The sequence below is a fragment of the Micrococcus sp. CS26 genome (assembly GCF_055522295.1).
This window is the reverse complement of the sequence record NZ_JBVFVY010000012.1, coordinates 38,001-54,846: the sequence shown is the minus strand read 5'-3', so window position 1 is coordinate 54,846 and position 16,846 is coordinate 38,001. Positions and strand designations below refer to the sequence as shown.

Here is a 16,846-nt window from a genome sequence, read left to right as displayed (position 1 = left end):
GGGGATTCCTCTCGGGGAGAGCGGGACGTGGGGCGATGCGGGACGGGGCCCGCCAGGACGCGCAGAGGCGCGTCAGGTGGTCAGGATGCGGGAGAGATAGCGGGCGATCGCCCGGACGGCGGCCATGGTGCCCGGATAGTCCATCCGGGTCGGTCCGATGACACCGACCTTCGCCACGGCGCCGGGGCCGTAGGCGGCCGCGACCACCGAGGTGTCCGCGAGCGATCCGGCGTTCTCGGAGCCGATCCGCACGGACACCCCGTGGGCGTCCTGCTCCATCTCCGTGAGCAGGCGCAGCAGCACCACCTGCTCCTCGAGCGCCTCCAGGATCGGCCCGATGGACGCGCCGAAGTCCCCCGGGGAGCGGGCCAGGTTGGCGGTGCCGGCCAGGACGATGCGGTCCTGCCGGCCGGCCTCGAGCAGGTCGTGGACGGCCGCGGCCACGAGGGCGGCGGACTGCCGGTGCTCCGGGCGGACCCGGGCGACGACGTCGTCCACCACGGTGGCCGCCTGCACCGGACCGAGCCCCAGCAGGGCGTCCAGCAGGAGGCCGCGGAGCACGGACAGCTCCGCCTCCTCGACCGGACGGTCCAGCACGGCGTGCCGCTGGTCCACCCGCCCCGTGGACAGGATGAGGACCACGAGCACGCGCGTGGGCGCGAGGGAGACCAGTTCGAGGTGGCGGATCGTGGAGCCGTCCTCGTGGGGGAACTGCGCGACGGCGACCTGCTGGGTCAGCTGGGCCAGGAGGCGGACCGTGGACTCCATCATGTGCTCGGTGTCCGTCTCCGGGTCCAGCAGGGTCCGCACGGCCCGGCGCTCGGCCGGGGACAGCGGCTTCACCTCGGAGAGGCGGTCGACGAACACGCGGTAGCCCTTGTCCGTGGGGACGCGCCCGGCGGAGGTGTGCGGGGCCACGATGAGGCCCTCCTCCTCGAGCGCCGCCATGTCGTTGCGCACGGTCGCGGAGGACACGCCCAGGGCGTGCCGTTCCACGAGCGCCTTGGAGCCCACGGGCTCGCGCAGCGCCACGTAGTCCTCCACGATCGCCTGGAGCACCTGCAGGCGGCGGGGCTGCTCCGACATCTCGGTCCTCCTCTGGTCCGTCGGGATCCGGGGCGACCCCGGAGGTGCCCCTGGCTGGCACTCCGGCGGGTCAAGTGCCAATGCTACCGTCCGACCCGGGGGGACGACCCGACCGGCCCGCACGGCTTCGCTCACGGTGATCGCCCGCCCCCGTTGCTACCGTGCTCTCCCATGGACTGGAGCAGCTGGGGCCCCGCGGGCCACGACGACCTGACGCGCCGCCCCGCCCGGACCGTCCCCGATGTGCCCGCCACCCCCGGCACGGTGGTCGAGGACGTGGCCTCCGGCTTCACCGGGGCCGTGATCGGCATCGAGCGCTCCGGCGGCGTGCACGTGGTGGTCCTGGAGGACCGCCGCGGCGTGCGCCGCGGCTTCCCCCTCGGCGGCGGCTTCTGGATCGACGGCGAGCCCGTGACCCTGGTCCCCCCGACCGCCGCGGCCCCGGCGGCGCCGGCCCGCACCGCCTCCGGCTCGCGACGGGTCGAGGGGGCGCGGGCCCGCACCGCCCGCGCCTCTCGCATCTGGGTGGAGGGCGTGCACGACGCCGAGCTGGTGGAGAAGGTGTGGGGCGAGGACCTGCGCCTCGAGGGCATCGTCGTGGAGCCCCTGCACGGCGTGGACGACCTCGCCGGGGCGATCCGTGCGTTCGCCCCCGGTCCGCGGCGCCGGCTCGGGATCCTCGTGGACCACCTCGTCACCGGGTCCAAGGAGGAGCGCCTCGCGGCCGAGGCCATGCGCGTGCCGGGGGCCGCGGGCAACGTGCTCATCCTCGGTCACCCCTACGTGGACGTCTGGCAGGTCATCAAGCCCTCCGTCCTCGGCATCCCCGCGTGGCCCGTCGTGCCGAAGGGGCAGGACTGGAAGACGGGGATCCTGCGGGGACTGGGCTGGCCGCACGGGAGCAAGGAGGCCACGGGGCTGGGGTGGAAGCGGCTGCTCTCCCACGTCACCACGTACGCGGACCTCGAGCCGTCCCTGCTGGGCCGCGTGGAGGAGCTCATCGACTTCCTCACCGCCGCACCCGAGCACTGATCTCGGCGCGGCCCCCGCCCGCCCGCGCTATGCTGGCCCATGCCCTGCGCCCGGTCCCCGGCGCGCGGGTCCCGCGATCCAGGAGGAGCCCCTCGTGAACACCCGCGCGCAGCCCGACGCCGGCCGCACCGGCCACGGCCCGCCCGCCTGGCTCGTCTCGGCCGGCGGCCGCGGCGCCCCGCTCACGGCGAAGCAGGACCGTGACCGCGCGGCGCTGGCCCACCTCAGTCTGGCGTTCGGCGTGCTCGGCCCGCTGGTCGTGTGGCTGCTCTACCGCGACCGCGGCCCGTTCACCTCGCAGGAGTCGCGGGAGGCCCTGAACTTCTCCGGGCCGCCCACGCTCATCACGCTCCTGTTCTTCTTCCTGTCCCTGCTGCCGGTGGTCGGCCCGATCTTCGCGATCCTCGGCGCGCTCACGTGGGCCGCCATGGCGGTCTACGGCGTGATGGGCGCCTCGCACGTGTCCAAGGGCCGTCCGTTCCGGTACCCGTTCAACCTGCGCATCCTGCGCTGACCCGGGGCCGGCCGGTCAGAAGCCGGCCAGCGCCCGGACGATCGCGTCGTTGCGCAGCCGCCCCTCGAGCGTGGGGACGATGCGGCCGTCGACGGCGGCGCGCCCGTCCAGCAGGCCCGCGGCGATGAGTTCGGCGATCGCCCCGCGGATCCGCGCGGCCTCCCCCGGCGTCTCCGAGACGAGCTCCGCGGTCGGGAGCCCGTCCACCGTGCGCACCGCGAGCATGATGCGCTCGAGGCGCCGCGCGTCGGCGTCGGGCCGCTCGCGGCCCACGGCGGGGGTGACCCCTGTGGCCAGCCGCTGCGCGTAGGCGGCGGGGTGCTTGGCGTTCCAGAACCGGACCCCGGCGAGGTGCGAGTGCGCGCCCGGGCCGATCCCCCACCAGTCCTGGTCCTCCCAGTACGCCACGTTGTGCCGCGCACGGTGGACCCCGGAGCCCTGCGGGTCGCGCGCCCAGTTGGACACCTCGTACCAGCGGTAGCCGGCGGTGCCGAGCAGCTCCTCGGCGAGCAGGTACTTGTCCGCCTGGTCGTCGGGGTCCACGTCCGCCACCTCGCCGCGGGCCACCTGGGCCCCGAGCTTGGTGCCCTCCTCCACGATCAGCGAGTACGCGCTGACGTGGTCCGGGGCCAGGGCGACGGCGGCCTCGAGCGTGGCCCGCCAGTCGGCGAGGGACTCCCCCGCGGTCCCGTAGATCAGGTCCAGGGACACCTCCAGGCCGGCCTCGCGGGCCGCGGCGACGGCGGCGGGGACGGACTCGGGCCGATGGGTGCGCTCGAGCGTGGCGAGGACGTGCGGCATCGCGGACTGCATGCCCAGGGAGAGACGGGTGAAGCCGCCGGCCGCGAGCTGGCGGGCGTACTCCGGGGTGATCGTGTCCGGGTTGGCCTCGGTGGTCACCTCCGCGCCGGGCGCGATCCCGAACCGGTCCACCGCCGCCTGGAGGATGCGCACGAGGTCCGCGGCCGGCAGGAGCGTGGGCGTGCCGCCGCCGAAGAACACCGTGTGCAGCGGGCGGGCGGGCACGTCCGAGGACGCGAGCACGTCCGCGGCGAAGTCCAGCTCCGCGACCGCCGACTCCCAGTAGTCGCCGCGACCCGCGCCGGGGCCGAAGTCGACGGCCGTGTACGTGTTGAAGTCGCAGTAGCCGCAGCGCACCGTGCAGAACGGCACGTGGACGTACAGGCTGAAGGTGCGCGCCGCGCCGTCGCGGGCGGCCGCGCGCACCCGCTGCCCGACGTCGGCCGGCAGCCGGCCGTCGTCGGGGACGGGCTCGCCGAGGGGCAGGGCGGGCACTTACTTCTTCGCCGCCTGGTCGGCGCCGGCGCCGTCCGAGGACAGGGCGGCGATGAAGGCCTCCTGCGGGACCTCGACCCGGCCGACCATCTTCATGCGCTTCTTGCCCTCCTTCTGCTTCTCGAGCAGCTTGCGCTTGCGGGAGATGTCTCCGCCGTAGCACTTGGAGAGCACGTCCTTGCGGATCGCGCGGATGTTCTCGCGGGCGATGATGCGCGAGCCGATGGCGGCCTGGATCGGCACCTCGTACTGCTGGCGCGGGATCAGCTCCTTGAGCTTGCCCGTCATCATCACGCCGTACGCGTAGGCGTTGTCCTTGTGGGTGATGGAGGAGAACGCGTCCACCTGTTCGCCCTGGAGCAGGATGTCCACCTTGACGAGGTCGGCGACCTGGTCGCCGTCGGCCTTCCAGTCCAGCGAGGCGTACCCCTTGGTGCGGGACTTGAGCTGGTCGAAGAAGTCGAACACGATCTCGGCCAGGGGGATCCAGTAGCGGATCTCCACGCGTTCCTCGGAGAGGTAGTCCATGCCCTTGAGGTTGCCGCGCTTGGCCTGGCACAGCTCCATGACGGCGCCGATGAACTCCGCCGGCACGATGATCGTGGCCGAGGCCATGGGCTCGCGCACCTCGAGGATCTTGCCCTCGGGGAACTCGGAGGGGTTGGTCACGGTGACGACCTCACGGTCCTCCCGGGTGACCTCGTAGACCACGTTGGGCGCGGTGGAGATGAGATCGAGGTCGAACTCGCGCTCGAGACGCTCGCGCACGATCTCCAGATGCAGCAGACCGAGGAAGCCGACGCGGAAGCCGAAGCCCAGCGCGACCGAGGTCTCCGGCTCGTAGACGAGCGCGGCGTCGTTGAGCTTGAGCTTGTCCAGGGCGTCACGCAGCACGGGATAGTCCGAGCCGTCGATGGGGTACAGGCCCGAGAACACCATGGGCTTGGGGTCCTCATAGCCACCCAGGGACTGCTCCGCCGGGTGGGCGTGGTTGGTGACCGTGTCGCCCACCTTGGACTGACGCACGTCCTTCACGCCGGTGATGAGGTAGCCCACCTCGCCCGCGGCCAGGCCCTTGGTGGGCACGGGCTCCGGGGAGGAGACGCCGATCTCGAGGAGCTCGTAGGTGGTGCCCGTGGACATCATGCGGACCTTCTCCCGCGGGGAGAGCCGGCCGTCCACGACGCGCACGTACGTGACGACGCCCCGGTAGGTGTCGTACACGGAGTCGAAGATCATCGCGCGGGCCGGGGCGTCCGCGTCGCCCTCCGGGCCGGGGATGGCGCGGACCACGCGGTCCAGCAGCTCCTCGACGCCGACGCCCGTCTTGCCGGAGACGCGCAGCACGTCCTCGGGCTCGCAGCCGATCAGGGAGGCCAGCTCGGCCGCGTAGCGGTCCGGATCCGCGGCGGGCAGGTCGATCTTGTTGAGCACGGGGATGATCTCCAGCTCGTGCTCCATGGCGAGGTAGAGGTTCGCCAGGGTCTGGGCCTCGATGCCCTGGGCGGCGTCCACCAGCAGGATCGCGCCCTCGCACGCGGCCAGCGAGCGGGAGACCTCATAGGTGAAGTCCACGTGCCCGGGGGTGTCGATCATGTTCAGGGCGTAGTCCACCCCGTCCACGGACCAGGGCATGCGCACGGCCTGGGACTTGATGGTGATGCCGCGCTCACGCTCGATGTCCATGCGGTCCAGGTACTGGGCCTTCATGTCGCGGGGCTGCACGACGCCGGTGGCCTGCAGCATGCGGTCCGCCAGCGTGGACTTGCCATGGTCGATGTGGGCGATGATGCAGAAGTTGCGGATCACCGAGGGGTCGGTGGCAGCGGGCACCGGGGGGTTCGACGCCAGGGGCGACACGGGCACTTCCTCTACGGGTGACGGGGACGGGACTCTGACCGCCTAGTCTCTCATGTCCCGCCGCCGAGCCGACCCGGACGCCGGGCCCGCGCGTCCACTAGATTCGCGCCCATGGCCTTCGACCTGCATCGCGCCCTGTCCCTCGGCCGCCGGACGGCACGCCTGATCGGCGCCCTCCGCGACGACGCCCGGCCGCGTCGAGCCGCCTCTGAGGCCGGTCGACGGGCCGGCGAACGGAGCGGCCCGTCGCCCTTCCCGGGCCCGCCCGGGCCTCCCGGGCCCGCGTGGGACCCCACGGAGCCCACCGACTCGTGGCCGATGCCCGGGCCCGGGCAGGAGCGCCGGCCCCGGCGACAGGACACCGACCGCCACGTGTCCCTGCCGGACTTCACCGGGACCGTCCGCGTCGAATACGCGCCCGCGCCCGGGCCGACGGCCGGGCCGGGCGAGGTCGTGTGGACCTGGGTGCCGTACGAGGAGATGGACGGCCGGGGCAAGGACCGCCCCGTGCTCCTGATCGGCCGGGACGGGGCGCTCCTGCTCGGGCTCATGCTGACCAGCCGGGACCGGAACAACGCGCTGACCCGCGACGAGGACTACGTGGACGTGGGCGCAGGCGCCTGGGACCGGTCCGGCCGCGCCTCGGAGGTGAAGCTGGACCGGGTGGTCCGCGTGGATCCGGCCGCGGTGCGCCGGGAGGGCGGCGTCCTGGACCGGGCGGCCTTCGACCGGGTCACGGCCGCGCTGGCCCGCGCCCGGAGGCGGGTGCGCTGAGTCGGCCGCGCGGATCGCGGGGTCTGGGTGGTAGGATCGTCCGCATTGTGTCCGCCGGTCGACGGGCACCCCCGGAACGGGTCATCATCGGTGTTCCCCACGCCGCTCAGTCCACGGATCCGGGCACCCTCCACGACCCCCTGTTCATGCGGCGCCCGGACCCTCGTCCGCGCCGCCGACGACGAAGGACCCGATTTGGCTAACATCAAGTCCCAGAAGAAGCGCATCCTCACCAACGAGAAGGCGCGCCAGCGCAACGTCGCGGTGAAGTCCGAGCTGAAGACCGCCATCCGCGCCGTGGACAAGGCCGTCGCCGCCGGCGAGGCCGAGGCCGCCGCCGCCGCCCTGCGCACCGCCTCCCGCAAGCTGGACAAGGCCGCCTCGAAGGGCGTCATCCACAAGAACCAGGCCGCGAACCGCAAGTCCGGCATCGCCGCCCGCGTGAAGGCCCTCCTCGGCTAATCCACGCCCCCGGCTGTGACCGCGGCCCCCGCCCCGAGCGATCGGTGCGGGGGCCGTTTCGTGTCCGGGCTGCCCCCGTGGGGTGCCGTCCGGCGGCGCCGTCAGCGGCTGACGGCGGTGGCCACGCGGATGACCGCGCGCTCGACGGCGAACTCCGGGTTGCGGGAGGCGCCCTTGGCCTCGGCGTCGGCCTGGGCGATCCACTCCACGGCCTGCGCGATGCCGGCCGCCGTCCAGTGCCGCGCCGCCTGCTGGATGTAGCGCACCTGGAACGGGGCCACCCCGAGCAGGGACGGCAGCTCGGCGGCGGGCCGGCGGGCGTCGATCATCCGCGCCACCTGCCGCGCCTTGAGCGCGAGCGCCGCGGTGATCATCACCGGGTGGACGCCGGTGGCCATCGCGTGCCGCACGAGGGACACGGCCCTCGCCGCCTGCCCCTCGAGCGCCGCATCGGCCACCGCGAAGCTCGTGGCCTCCACGCGGCCGCTGTAGTAGGTGTCCACGGTCTCGACGGTGACGACGCCCTCGGTGTCGTCGACGAGCTGGGCGCACGCGGCCGCGAGCTCCGTGAGCGAGGCGCCGGTGGCGCGGATGAGCGCGCGGGCCGCCTCCTCGTCGATGCGCCGACGCCGGTCGCGGAACTCGGCCTGCACGAAGGCCAGCCGCTCCTCGTCCTTCTTCAGCGGCACGCACTCGACCACCGTGCCGGCCTGGGCGACGGCGTCCAGCAGCTTCTTGCCGCGGTTGCCGCCGGTGTGGCGCAGCACGAGCGTGACGTCGTCCGCGCCGGGGCCCTGCTGGACGAGGCGCAGGGCGTCCTCGAGGAACGCGTCGTTCATGGCCTCGAGGCCCTCGACCGTGATGAGGGTGGGCTCGGCGAAGAGGGACGGGCTGGCCGCGGTGGCCAGCTGGCCGGGCTGGTACTCCCCCGCGCGGAGCCGGTGGATCTCCAGCTGGCCGTGGCGCTCGCGCAGAGCCTGGGTCACGCGGTCCGTCACCCAGCGGGCGGCATGGTCCTCGGGTCCCTTGAGGAGCATGAGCGGGGCGGGCTCGGCTCGCCGCCAGGCCAGCGGGTCGGTGCGGCCGGCTCGGCCGGAACGGGGGCTGCGGGCGGCGGACATGCGTCCCATCCTAGGGTCCGGTGCGGACGCTCGAGGGCGGGCGGACGGTGTGAGCCGTGATCTCGGGCGCGCCGTCGGGGTCGGGGCCGTCCGCGGCCGTGAGGGCCAGCGTGCCGTGCAGGTCGGTGCGGGCCACCGGCCCGAGGCGGCCGAGCGCGTCCACCGTGGCCCGGTGGGGGTGTCCGTACGGGTTGTCGGCGCCCACGGAGACCATGTGCAGGCGGGCGCCGACCGCGCGCGGCACGGCCGTCCCACCGTTGCGGGCCCCGTGGTGGGCGACCTTGAGCACGTCCACGCGCGGCGGAGCGGCGGCATCGGACCGGTGCCCCGCGACCCATGCCGCGGAGGCGTCCTCCTCCATGTCGCCGGTGATCAGCGTCGTGACCGGACCGGCCTCGCTCTCGACGGTGACCAGCACCTGGGCGGAGGCGTCGTTCTCCTCGGGGGCCCGCGCGTCGGCGAGCAGCACGTGCCACCGCACCGGCCCGGCCGTGCCCGTCGCGCCGGTGCGGAGCCGTGCCGCGTCGGCGGGCCGGTCGACGCCGTCCGCCTCGCCGCCGCGCCCTCCCCTGCCCTGCGCCGGCGCGTCCCGGGTCGCGTAGTGCACCGCCCCGCGGGAGGCGCGGTCGACCACGCCGGGCAGTCCCCCGGTGTGGTCGGCGTGCAGGTGGGTGAGCAGCACGGCGTCCACCCGGTCGACGTCGAGGTCGTCGAGGCAGCGACGAGCGAGCCCAGGCTCGGGCCCGACATCGACGACGACCCCCGCGCGCGGGCCGGACCGGAACACGGCCATGTCTCCCTGGCCGACGTCGCAGAACGCCACCGCCCAGTCCGGCGGGGCCGCGCCCGAGGCCCGCGGCACGAGGACCGCCCCGACCGCACCCGTGGTGGCCGCGGCCAGCGCGGCGGCGAGCACGACCAGGGCGGGGAGGCGCTCGCGGGTCCGCGGCGCGCTGCGGCCGACACGCCGCACCGGGGCGGCCCGGCGTCGTTCGAGCAGGAGCACGGCGGCGAATCCGAGGAGCGTCGCGGCCACCAGCAGGACGCCCAGCCCGGCGCCGAGGGCTCCGGCCGGCCACGGACGCAGCGCCCCGGGCAGGGAGGCGCTGGTGTGGGCGACCCACCCGATCCAGGCCGCGGGCCACTGGATCACGGCGACGAGGGCGGCGGCGATCCCCGGCGCGGGCAGGGCGAGGGCCGCGGCGAGGGTGCCCAGGACGGTCACGGGCGGCACGGCCGGGGCGGCCAGCAGATTGGCCGGCACCGCGTAGGCCGACACCTCACCGGTCATGGCCAGGATGATCGGCTGGCAGGCCAGGTGGGCGGCCACGGTCACCGCGAGCGACGCCGAGAGCCACCGCGCCACGACGTCGGGCAGCACCCGGCCGAGCCCGGCGTGCAGCGCACGGTCGAGGGGCGCGCCGCCCAGGACGATGCCCGCGGTCGCCGCCAGGGAGAGGTGGAAGGCCGGTTCCACGGCGAGGGCCGGCACCGCGACGAGCAGGGCCGTGCCGCCCACCGTCAGGAGTCCGAACGCCTGCCGCGCGCGGCCGAAGAACACCGCGAGGGCGCCGAGAGCGCCCATCACGGCCGCCCGGAGGACCGACGGCTCCGGCCCCACGACGACCACGAACACCCCGAGGACCGCCAGCCCGGCGCTGAGGACCACCGCCCGGTGCACCCGCGCGCTGCGCAGGGTGATCGCGACCGCGCCGAGGATCATGGCCACGTTGGCCCCGGACACGGCAGACAGGTGCGACAGGCCCGAGGCCTTCATGGCGTCGTCGAGGGCGGCCCCCTGGGCGGAGCGGTCGCCCAGCACCAGCCCCGGGATGAGCTCCGGCGCCGTGCCGACCGTGCCCTCCGCGGACTGACGGAACGCGGCGCGCAGCGCCTCCCGCCGCGGCGGGCCCGGGCCGCCGTCGGTGGCCCCGCCTGCCGGCTCCGCCCCGCCGGGGCAGGGTCCCGGCTGCGGGGCGGCCGCGGCGGCCAGGAACACGGTGGAGCCGGACCTCGACGGCCGGGCCACCACGCACACCCGCGATCCCGGCCCGCCGCCGGGGGCCGCCGTCCCGTCCAACGGCGCGGCGATCGTCGCGGGCGGTGCGCCCCCGCCCGTGAGTCGGGCCGTCACGGCCGCCTCGGGGGCCCGCGGCGGATGACCGAACGTCTCGACCCGCACGGGCACGCTCCAGCGCGGGCCGAAGGTCGCCTCGCTCCGGGTGGCGGGCCCGTCCAGGGTCAGCTCGAGCCGCAGCGGTGAGCCGGCGTGCACCGCGCCGGTCCAGCCGCTGGCGCTGGCCGCGGCGGCGGGCCCGGCCGAGTGCTGCAGCATCAGGGCCGCGGCCACGCCGGCCAGCGTCGTCGCGGTGGCCACGCCCCGTATCCGACCGGTCGAGCGGGCGGCGCCCAGGACGGCGGCCGCGGCGACGGCCAGCCCGGTGAGGGCCGCCGCCGAGCGGGCCGGGGCGTCCCAGGCGACGCCGAGGATCCCGAGGGTCAGGCAGACGAGCAGGGCGGGCACCCACCGGGCCTCGAGCGGGCCGGGCACCTCGCGGTGGCGGGCGCGGCGGTCCACGGGATCGCTGGGCGGGCCCGGGGCCGGGCTCACCACGAGACGTGGTCACGCAGCCGGTCGAGCGTGGCCGGGCCGATGCCGGGCACCGCGTCCAGGTCCTGCAGGCCGGTGAACGGGCCGACCGTCTCGCGGTGGGCGATGATCTTCTCCGCCGTGGCGGGGCCGACGCCGGGCAGGGTCTGCAGCTCCGTGGCGTCGGCGGTGTTCAGGTCCACGGTGTCGCCGGACTCGGCGCCGCCCGGCTCGCCTCCGCCACCGGCCCTGCCCGTGGTCGGCGTGGGCTGCGCCTGCGCGGCCCCGGCCACCCGGTCCAGGGCGTCCTGCGGTGTGCGGGCGGAGGGGACGAGGACCTGTTGGCCGTCGTCCAACGGGGCCGCGAGGTTGATGCGCTCCGCCCGGGCGTGCCGGGTCGGGCCGCCGGCGGCGCCCACGGCGTCGGCCACCCGGGAGCCCGGCGCGAGGCTGACCACTCCCGGCCGGGCGACCTCGCCCACCACGTGCACCCGCAGCGGGCCGGACCCGGCGGGGCCGGACGCCTCCCCCGACGGCCCCGCCTCGGACGTCCGCGCGTCGGTGCCCGCCGCCGACGGGGCGGTGGAGGGCGCGTCGGTCTGCGGGATGCCTGCACCGGCCGCGGCCGCCGGGATGGCCGCGGGCGGCGCCGGGGTGGTCAGCCAGGCCACCGCCCACCAGGCCGTGGCGGCGACGAGCAGCACGGTGACGGCCAGCAGGGCCGGCCGCCACCGCAGCACCGGGCCCCGAGGTGGGGTGCGCTCCCACCGGGACGCGGCGTGCGGGCCGGCTGTGTCGACGTCGGGGGCGGCCGCGGGCGCGGGGTCCGGGGCGAAGGCGGGCGGATCGTCGCAGAGGCGGTGGCTGGGGCTCATGCGGGCAGTCTGCGGCCCCGTCGCCGAGTCGGGCGCGTCCCGCACCCGACCTGGGGATGACCTCCGCGGTCCAGGGTGGTGTGCAGGAACGGACGCGCCCGTCTCCTCGGCGCTCCCGCACGGGCGGCCTCAGTCCCCCGAGCCCCCCGTGGGCGATTCCAGCGGGCAGATCACCACACCCAGGGCGCCCAGGCCCAGGTGCGCGGCGAGCACGGCGGGCAGCTCGACGACGGGCACGGGGGTGGTGGAGACCGGCTGGAGCCGCTCCGCGAGCTGCACGGCCGTCTCGGGGTCGCCGTACTCGTGCACGGCGATCCGCACCGGGTCCTCGCCGGCCCGCTCGGTCGCGAGCTCCACGAGCCGGTCGACGGCCCGGGCCGCGGACCGCGGGCGGTCGACCAGGCCGATCGCGCCGTCGTCGACGGCCATGACGGGGCGCACCTGCAGCAGCGTGCCCAGCAGCGAGGCCAGCCCGCTGATCCGCCCGCCCCGGCGCAGCTGCTCGAGGCTGGGCACCGTGAACAGCACGTGGCTGGAGTCCACGGTGGCCTCGAGCCGCTCGCGGATGCGGGCCACGGGCATGCCCACCCCCGCGTCCACGGCGGCGTCCACCACGGCCATGCCCAGCGCGAAGCCCACGGTGCGCGAGTCCACCACGGTCACCGGGCGCTCGGCCTCCGCGGCGGCCAGGCGCGCGGCCTCCACGGTGCCGGAGAGCTCGCCGGACAGGTGGACGGAGAGGATGCGTGCGTAGCCGGCGCGGGCCAGCTCGGCGTAGGCCGTCCGGAACGCGCCCGGCGAGGGCCGTGAGGTGCGCACCGGGGTGCCGGCGGCCAGGGCCAGCGGCAGCTCCAGCGCGAGCTCGTCCGTGCCCTCCGTGTGGATCTGCTCGCCCACCATGACGGGCAGCGCCACCTGGCGGATCCCCGCGGCCAGACCGTGTCCGAGGACGGCGCCGGGCAGGGCCGCGGCCGAGTCCGTGACGACGGCCGTGCGGTCCCGGCGGGGCGGGCGCAGCCCGTAGCGTGCCCGCCCGGCCAGCTGGGAGCGGCGGGAGCGCAGGCGGACGAGCGCATCGTCGCGCCACTGCTCGATGCTCGCCACGGCCTGCCTCCTCTCCCCCGGCCCGGTCGGGGACGGTCTCACGCGGTCAGCGGATCACCAGGTTCACGAGCTTGGGCTCGCGCACGATCACCTTGACGATCTCGGCGTCCCCGATGAAGTTCCGCACCTTCTGCGACGCGCGGGCGCGCGCCTCGAGATCCTCGGCGGTGATGTCCGCGGGCACCTCGAGGGTGTCGCGGACCTTGCCCTTGACCTGGACGACCGCCGTGACGGTGTCCTCGACCAGCAGCGCCTCGTCCACCGCGGGCCAGCCGGCGCGGACCACGGAGGGCTCGTGGCCGAGCAGCACCCGCATGTCCTCGGCCGTGTACGGCGCCACGAGCGAGAGCAGCACGGCCACGGCCTCGGCGGCCTCGCGGACGGCGGGGTCGGCCGCGCCGGCGCCGGCGTCGATCTCCTTGCGGGCCGCGTTGACCAGCTCCATCGTCTTGGCGACGACCACGTTGAACTTGCCGTCGTCCAGCAGCTGCTGGGCCTCGTGCACGGTCCGGTGGGTCACCCGGCGCAGGGTCACGGCCCCGCCCGCCGGGTCCGTGCCGGCCGGGGCGCCCGTCGCGCGGACGTCGCGGGCCAGGCGCCACGCGCGGGCCAGGAACTTGCCGGCGGCGCCCGGGGCGACGTCGGCCCAGTCCACGTCGTCCTCGGGCGGCGAGGCGAACACCATGGTCAGGCGCACGGCGTCGACGCCGAACTCGTCCAGCTGGTCGCCCAGGTCCACGCCGTTGCCCAGCGACTTGGACATGGCCTTGCCGCCGTTGAGCACCTGGCCCTGGTTGAGCAGGGCGCGGAACGGCTCGGTGAAGGGCACCAGGCCGAGGTCGTGCAGGGCCTTGGTGAAGAAGCGGGCGTACAGCAGGTGCAGGATCGCGTGCTCCACGCCGCCCACGTACTGGTCCACGGGCAGCCAGCGGCGCAGGGCGTCGGGGTCGAAAACGCGGGCGTCGTCGTTCGGGGACGCGTAGCGGAGCATGTACCAGGACGAGTCCACGAACGTGTCCATGGTGTCGGTGTCCCGTCGCGCGGGGCCGCCGCACTGCGGGCAGTCCACCTCGACCCACGACGTCGCCGCGGCCAGGGGCGACTGGCCCTTGGGGGCGAGCTGCTCGCCCTTGAGGTCGGTCGGCAGGGTGACCGGCAGCTGGTCCTCCGGCACGAGCACCTCGCCGCAGTCCGGGCAGTGGACCACGGGGATCGGGGTGCCCCAGAAGCGCTGACGGGAGAGCAGCCAGTCGCGCAGGCGGTACGTGGTGGTGCCCCGGCCGGTGCCGCGCTCCTGCACGATCTCGATGGCCCGCGCGATGGCGGCGGTCTTGTCCAGGCCGTCGAGCTCCCCGGAGTTCACCAGGATGCCCTCGCCGGTCGTCGCGACGCCGGAGACCGCCGGGTCCTCCTCGCCGGTGTCCAGCACGGTGCGCACGGGCAGGCCCATGGCGCGGGCGAAGTCGAGGTCGCGCTGGTCGTGGGCCGGCACGGCCATGATGGCGCCCGTGCCGTAGTCGGCCAGCACGTAGTCCGAGGCCCAGATCGGCAGACGCTCACCGGTCAGCGGGTTCACCGCGTGGCGGCCCAGGAACACGCCGCTCTTGGGACGGTCCGTGGCCTGGCGGTCGATGTCCGAGACCTTCTTCAGGTCCTCGCGGTACGCCTCGAGTTCGGCCCGCACGTCGTCGCCGGCGAGCTCGGCGGCCAGCGGGGCGTCGGCGGCGACCACCATGAAGGTCGCGCCGTGCAGCGTGTCCGGCCGGGTGGTGAAGACCGTGACGACGGGGCCGTCCTCGACCTGGAAGTCGACGTGGGCGCCCTCGGAGCGGCCGATCCAGTTGCGCTGCATGGCGAGCACGCGCTCGGGCCAGTGGCCGGTGAGCTGGTCCATGTCGTCCAGCAGCGCGTCCGCGTACTCGGTGATGCGGAAGTACCACTGGTTCAGGGTCCGCTTGGTGACCTCGGTGCCGCAGCGCTCGCAGCGGCCGTCCACGACCTGCTCGTTGGCGAGCACCGTCTGGTCCTGGGGGCACCAGTTGACCGGGGAGTCCTTCCGGTACGCCAGGCCCCTGCGGTACAGCTGCTGGAACAGCCACTGGGTCCACCGGTAGTACTCGGGGTCCGAGGTGTGCAGCTCACGGGACCAGTCCACGGCGATGCCGTACCGCTGGAAGGAGCGCTTCTGCGTCTCGATGTTCGCGTAGGTCCACTCGGCCGGGTGGGCGTCGCGCTTGATGGCGGCGTTCTCGGCCGGCAGGCCGAAGGAGTCCCAGCCGATGGGATGCAGCACGTCGAAGCCGCGCTGCATCCAGTGGCGCGCGACGACGTCGCCCATCGCGAACGCCTCGGCGTGCCCCATGTGCAGGTCGCCCGACGGGTACGGGAACATGTCGACCACGGTGCGGGTCTCGGAGCCGTCCTCGCGCGGGGCGAACGTCCCGGCCTGCTCCCAGTACCCGGCCCAGCGGGCCTCCACGTCACGGAACGAGTACTCCGCGTCGGCGGGGATGCTGGGGGTGGCCGGCACGGCGCTGTCGGGGGTCTGGCTCACGGCGGTTCGAGTCCTCACGCAGTCGGGATGGGGCGCCGGCCCTCGGGCGGCGCGGACGGGGCCGGCGGCACGGCCGGCCACCCCATCCTACGGCGACGGCGCCCCGGCTCGGCCACAGGGCCGCTCCGAGACGCCGTGCCCGGCCGGGCAGGCGCGTTCAGGCGGAGTGGCTGCCGCCTGCCGGACGCTCGGGCCCGGCGTCGGGACCGGGGCGCGCCCCTCCGGAGGTGAGCGCGTCGTCCTCCTCGAGCACCTGGGCGACCTCGTCCTCGAGGGCCTCCGTCACCGCGTCCGGGGCCGCCACGGAGTCCCCGACCGCCTCCTGCAGCTGCACTGCGTGCTGGGCCGTGAAGGTCTTCTCCGGATGCTCACGCAGGCGGAGCAGCGCGAGCAGGCGCAGACGCAGCCCCGACTCGGCGGAGATCTGCCGGCGGTGGGTGAGCCACCAGACGAGGAGCACGAGCGCGAGCACGATCCCCAGGTGGCCCAGCGCCGGGTAGACGACGTTCATCAGGTCGCCGAAGCCGACGAAGCTCACCGCGAAGGCCAGCAGCGTGACGCCGGCGAACACGGGCCGGTAGCGGCCCGGGCGGTCGGCCGTGAGGCGGCGTCCCAGCGCGTAGAACATGCCGATCGCGGTGTTGAAGATCATCAGGTAGATCACCACGACCATCGCCCAGCCCAGCCAGGGCGCGATCGAGGCGAACAGCCGCAGCATGGGGACGTCGGCGCGGCCGATCTCGGCGTAGCCGAGGTAGAGCAGCGTGGAGGCCATCAGGAGCAGGGCGGTGTACATCAGGCCACCGGTGAGGCCGCCGAGGAACGCCTCCCGGGGGTGGGTGATGGACCCGCCGATCACGAGGCACATGGACACGGCCATCACGACGACGAGGCCGAAGTAGTTGACCGAGGACAGCCACCACGGGTCCACCGGCGTGGTGGCCTGGACGGCGAGGGACTCGTGGGCGGTGAAGCCGCCGTCGCGGGTGACCAGGACGTGGACGAACCCGGCCACGACCGCGACGACCACCAGGGGCGTGATCAGGGAGATGATCGCGGAGACCTTCTCCACGTCCAGCATGCCCGTCACGAGCACGAGCAGGGTCATCAGGGTGGAGCCCGCCCACGTCGGCCAGCCGAACTGCTGGGCGAGCGTCGAGCCCGCCCCGGCGAGCATGACGACGCCGATCGCGAAGAGCGTCACCGTCACCACGACGTCCAGGATCCGGGCCATCACGGGGTGCGAGACGCTGCGGAAGACGACCTTGTGGTCGGCCGCGAGGAACACGCTGCCCAGCTGGAGGATGACGGCGCCGCCGGCGGTGACGAGCAGGCCGGCCAGTCCCGCGCCCACGACGCCGATCCAGCCGAAGCCCACGAAGTACTGGATGACTTCGGCGCCGGTGGCGAAGCCGGCGCCGACGAGCAGGCCGACGAAGGCGAGGGCGATCTTCAGGGATCTGAGCGCGACGGGGTGCTGCACGCATGGGCCTTTCGTGGGGGACGGGGTGCGCCCGTGCGGGCCCCGGGACCGAGGACGGGCCGGAGTACGGTAGGCACGCGCGCGCCATCGTGGCC

13 protein-coding genes are annotated in these 16,846 nt (G+C 74.9%); 4 read left to right on the top strand and 9 right to left on the bottom strand.

Features of this window, described 5'->3' with window-relative positions; all coding sequences use genetic code 11:
• Positions 1-72 precede the first annotated feature (72 nt).
• Positions 73-1,086: a heat-inducible transcriptional repressor HrcA gene (hrcA, locus tag ACZ1IK_RS07095; protein ID WP_073116454.1), complete on the bottom strand. Its 1,014-nt coding sequence runs from the start codon at positions 1,084-1,086 to the stop codon at positions 73-75.
• Between the two features lie 171 nt (positions 1,087-1,257).
• On the opposite strand from hrcA, the gene ACZ1IK_RS07090 reads away from it, so the two are divergent.
• Positions 1,258-2,118 carry a DUF3097 family protein gene (locus ACZ1IK_RS07090; protein WP_010078617.1) on the top strand — a complete coding sequence of 287 codons (861 nt, stop codon included), beginning with the start codon at positions 1,258-1,260 and terminating at the stop codon, positions 2,116-2,118.
• A gap of 94 nt (positions 2,119-2,212) precedes the next feature.
• On the top strand, positions 2,213-2,632 hold the full coding sequence (locus tag ACZ1IK_RS07085; RefSeq protein ID WP_002854682.1) for a DUF4870 domain-containing protein: 420 nt from the start codon (positions 2,213-2,215) through the stop codon (positions 2,630-2,632).
• Between the two features lie 15 nt (positions 2,633-2,647).
• On the opposite strand, the gene hemW is transcribed toward ACZ1IK_RS07085, so the two are convergent.
• Complete coding sequence (gene hemW, locus ACZ1IK_RS07080) at positions 2,648-3,928, bottom strand: radical SAM family heme chaperone HemW (protein ID WP_465098420.1); 1,281 nt, start codon at positions 3,926-3,928, stop codon at positions 2,648-2,650.
• Positions 3,929-5,788, bottom strand: coding sequence for a translation elongation factor 4 (gene lepA, locus ACZ1IK_RS07075; protein ID WP_129044192.1), 1,860 nt, complete (start codon positions 5,786-5,788; stop codon positions 3,929-3,931).
• A gap of 111 nt (positions 5,789-5,899) precedes the next feature.
• On the opposite strand from lepA, the gene ACZ1IK_RS07070 reads away from it, so the two are divergent.
• Together ACZ1IK_RS07070 and rpsT are read left to right on the top strand one after the other, a co-directional pair.
• The gene (locus ACZ1IK_RS07070; protein ID WP_036317185.1) at positions 5,900-6,562 is read left to right on the top strand and encodes a type II toxin-antitoxin system PemK/MazF family toxin; all 663 of its coding nucleotides are present in this window, start codon (positions 5,900-5,902) and stop codon (positions 6,560-6,562) included.
• Between the two features lie 195 nt (positions 6,563-6,757).
• Positions 6,758-7,024 carry a 30S ribosomal protein S20 gene (gene rpsT, locus ACZ1IK_RS07065; RefSeq protein ID WP_002854699.1) on the top strand — a complete coding sequence of 89 codons (267 nt, stop codon included), beginning with the start codon at positions 6,758-6,760 and terminating at the stop codon, positions 7,022-7,024.
• A gap of 101 nt (positions 7,025-7,125) precedes the next feature.
• Here the strand turns inward: rpsT and holA are convergent, their stop codons facing one another.
• From holA to ACZ1IK_RS07035, 6 genes are all read right to left on the bottom strand, one after another.
• A complete protein-coding gene (gene holA, locus ACZ1IK_RS07060; RefSeq protein ID WP_036317182.1) occupies positions 7,126-8,145 on the bottom strand; it encodes a DNA polymerase III subunit delta in 1,020 nt (339 codons plus the stop codon).
• A 10-nt stretch (positions 8,146-8,155) separates the two neighbouring features.
• On the bottom strand, positions 8,156-10,756 hold the full coding sequence (locus tag ACZ1IK_RS07055; RefSeq protein WP_465098419.1) for a ComEC/Rec2 family competence protein: 2,601 nt from the start codon (positions 10,754-10,756) through the stop codon (positions 8,156-8,158).
• The gene (locus ACZ1IK_RS07050) at positions 10,753-11,610 is read right to left on the bottom strand and encodes a ComEA family DNA-binding protein (RefSeq protein ID WP_036313756.1); all 858 of its coding nucleotides are present in this window, start codon (positions 11,608-11,610) and stop codon (positions 10,753-10,755) included. The genes ACZ1IK_RS07055 and ACZ1IK_RS07050 overlap by 4 nt, the downstream gene beginning before the upstream one ends.
• 129 nt (positions 11,611-11,739) lie before the next feature.
• A complete protein-coding gene (locus ACZ1IK_RS07045) occupies positions 11,740-12,714 on the bottom strand; it encodes a DegV family protein (protein ID WP_036313753.1) in 975 nt (324 codons plus the stop codon).
• A gap of 46 nt (positions 12,715-12,760) precedes the next feature.
• Positions 12,761-15,268: a leucine--tRNA ligase gene (gene leuS, locus ACZ1IK_RS07040; protein ID WP_465098418.1), complete on the bottom strand. Its 2,508-nt coding sequence runs from the start codon at positions 15,266-15,268 to the stop codon at positions 12,761-12,763.
• A 157-nt stretch (positions 15,269-15,425) separates the two neighbouring features.
• Positions 15,426-16,751, bottom strand: a complete 1,326-nt coding sequence (locus tag ACZ1IK_RS07035) for a YkvI family membrane protein (RefSeq protein ID WP_036336588.1) — start codon at positions 16,749-16,751, stop codon at positions 15,426-15,428.
• Positions 16,752-16,846: the final 95 nt, after the last annotated feature.